Consider the following 2,121-nt stretch of genomic DNA (forward strand, 5'->3'; position numbering starts at 1 on the left):
CCCCAACCCTCTCCCCGCAAGCGGGGCGAGGGAGCAGACCTCCGCCGCAGCTACCACTCACTTCATGTTCGCGATCGCATGCAGCGCTGCGATGTAGCCGAACGGGCCGAGGCCGCAGATCACCCCGGTCGCCACGAACGAGATCTTGGAGTGGCGGTGATATTCGTCGCGGGCGTGGATGTTGGAGATGTGCACCTCCACCACCGGACCCTCGAACGTCTTGATCGCGTCCATGATCGCGACCGAGGTGAAGGAGAAGCCGGCCGGATTGATGATGATGGCGTCGGCATCCTGCCGCGCCGACTGGATCAGGTCGACGAGCACGCCTTCATGGTTGGACTGGTGGAAGGCGAGCTTGAGGCCGAGCTTTGCCGCCACGTCCTCGCAAGCAGCGTTGACCTCGGCGAGCGTCGTCGTGCCGTAGATGTGCGGCTCTCGGATACCGAGCATATTGAGGTTGGGACCGTTCAGAATCATCACACGCTTCATCGGGCGTCCTTTCGCATGAGCTTGCCGGGCGCCGATCCGCGCCTCGCAGAAAGCAAGGCCACGACATCGGTGCGACCGGCTCAGCCATCATGGACGGAGCGTGCCCCATGGACAAAATGTCCAAGCCCGCGGAGGCGGTCCTCGGCGTTCCCGGGCGCCTCGGTCCGCGCGGGCGGGCAAGTGTTAGGCGTTTGATCCACATCAACTATCGCCCGCGAGACGGCGCTATCAATATACCCGCGCGCCTCGCCACAAATGTGTGCTGGCGCATAGACATTGGAGCTGGAAAAGCTCTAAAAACGAGTGGCCGCCGTGGCCGGGTTCCGTTGCAGGTTTTGCCGATGGATTACAACCAGTTCTTCGATTCCGCCCTCGATCGTCTCCACGCTGAACGGCGCTACCGCGTGTTCGCCGACCTCGAGCGCACGGCCGGCCGATTCCCCCACGCGGTCTGGCACTCGCCCAAGGGCAAGCGCGACGTCGTGATCTGGTGCTCCAACGATTACCTCGGCATGGGCCAGCACCCGAAGGTGGTCGGCGCCATGGTCGAGACCGCGACCCGCGTCGGCACCGGTGCCGGCGGCACCCGCAACATCGCCGGCACGCATCATCCGCTGGTCCAGCTCGAGGCCGAGCTCGCCGATCTCCACGGCAAGGAAGCCGCGCTGCTGTTCACCTCGGGCTATGTCTCGAACCAGACCGGCATCCCGACCATCGCCAAGCTCATTCCGAACTGCCTCATCCTGTCGGACGAGCTCAACCACAATTCGATGATCGAGGGCATCCGCCAGTCGGGCTGCGAGCGGGTCGTGTTCCGCCATAACGATCTGGCGCATCTCGAGGAGCTGCTGAAGGCGGCGGACCCGAACCGTCCGAAGCTGATCGTCTGCGAGAGCCTCTATTCCATGGACGGCGACGTCGCTCCGCTCGCCAAGATCTGCGACCTCGCCGAAAAATACAACGCGATGACCTATGTCGACGAGGTCCACGCGGTCGGCATGTACGGCCCGCGCGGCGGCGGCATCGCCGAGCGTGACGGCGTCATGCACCGTATCGACGTGCTCGAAGGCACCCTCGCCAAGGCGTTCGGCTGCCTCGGCGGCTACATCGCCGCCAACGGCCAGATCATCGACGCCGTGCGCTCCTATGCGCCGGGCTTCATCTTCACCACCGCGCTGCCGCCGGCGATCTGCTCGGCCGCGACCGCCGCGATCAAGCACCTGAAGACCTCGAGCTGGGAGCGCGAGCGCCACCAGGACCGCGCCGCCCGCGTCAAGGCGATCCTCAACGCCGCCGGCCTGCCGGTCATGTCGAGCGACACCCATATCGTGCCGCTGTTCGTCGGCGATCCCGAGAAGTGCAAGCAGGCGTCCGACATGCTGCTCGAGGAGCACGGCATCTACATCCAGCCGATCAACTATCCGACCGTTCCCAAGGGCAGCGAGCGGCTGCGCATCACGCCCTCGCCCTATCACGACGACGGCTTGATCGATCAGCTCGCCGAGGCCCTGCTGCAAGTGTGGGAGCGTCTCGGCCTGCCGCTCCGCGAGAAGTCGCTGGCGGCGGAGTAGGATTTTTCTTACCCTCCCCTGGAGGGCAGGGCTATCGCATGTGGAAATCCCGAGTCTCTTC

2 protein-coding genes are annotated in these 2,121 nt (G+C 65.0%); one reads left to right on the forward strand and one right to left on the reverse strand.

What is annotated here, in order from left to right:
* Positions 1–57: 57 nt before the first annotated feature.
* On the reverse strand, positions 58–489 hold the full coding sequence (aroQ, locus tag Q0743_RS00915; RefSeq protein ID WP_298239721.1) for a type II 3-dehydroquinate dehydratase: 432 nt from the start codon (positions 487–489) through the stop codon (positions 58–60).
* 341 nt (positions 490–830) lie between these two features.
* Between aroQ and hemA the strand changes: the two genes are divergently transcribed.
* Entirely contained in the window at positions 831–2,060 is a 1,230-nt protein-coding gene (hemA, locus tag Q0743_RS00920; protein WP_298239722.1) for a 5-aminolevulinate synthase, read from the forward strand.
* The last annotated feature ends 61 nt before the right edge of the window (positions 2,061–2,121 follow it).

The organism is uncultured Bradyrhizobium sp., assembly GCF_936943645.1.
Lineage (GTDB): Bacteria > Pseudomonadota > Alphaproteobacteria > Rhizobiales > Xanthobacteraceae > Bradyrhizobium.

Coding starts and splice junctions, on each gene's coding strand:
- aroQ (WP_298239721.1), bottom strand. CDS start 489: ATGAAGCGTGTGATGATTCTGAACGGTCCCAACCTCAATATGCTCGGT.
- hemA (WP_298239722.1), top strand. CDS start 831: ATGGATTACAACCAGTTCTTCGATTCCGCCCTCGATCGTCTCCACGCT.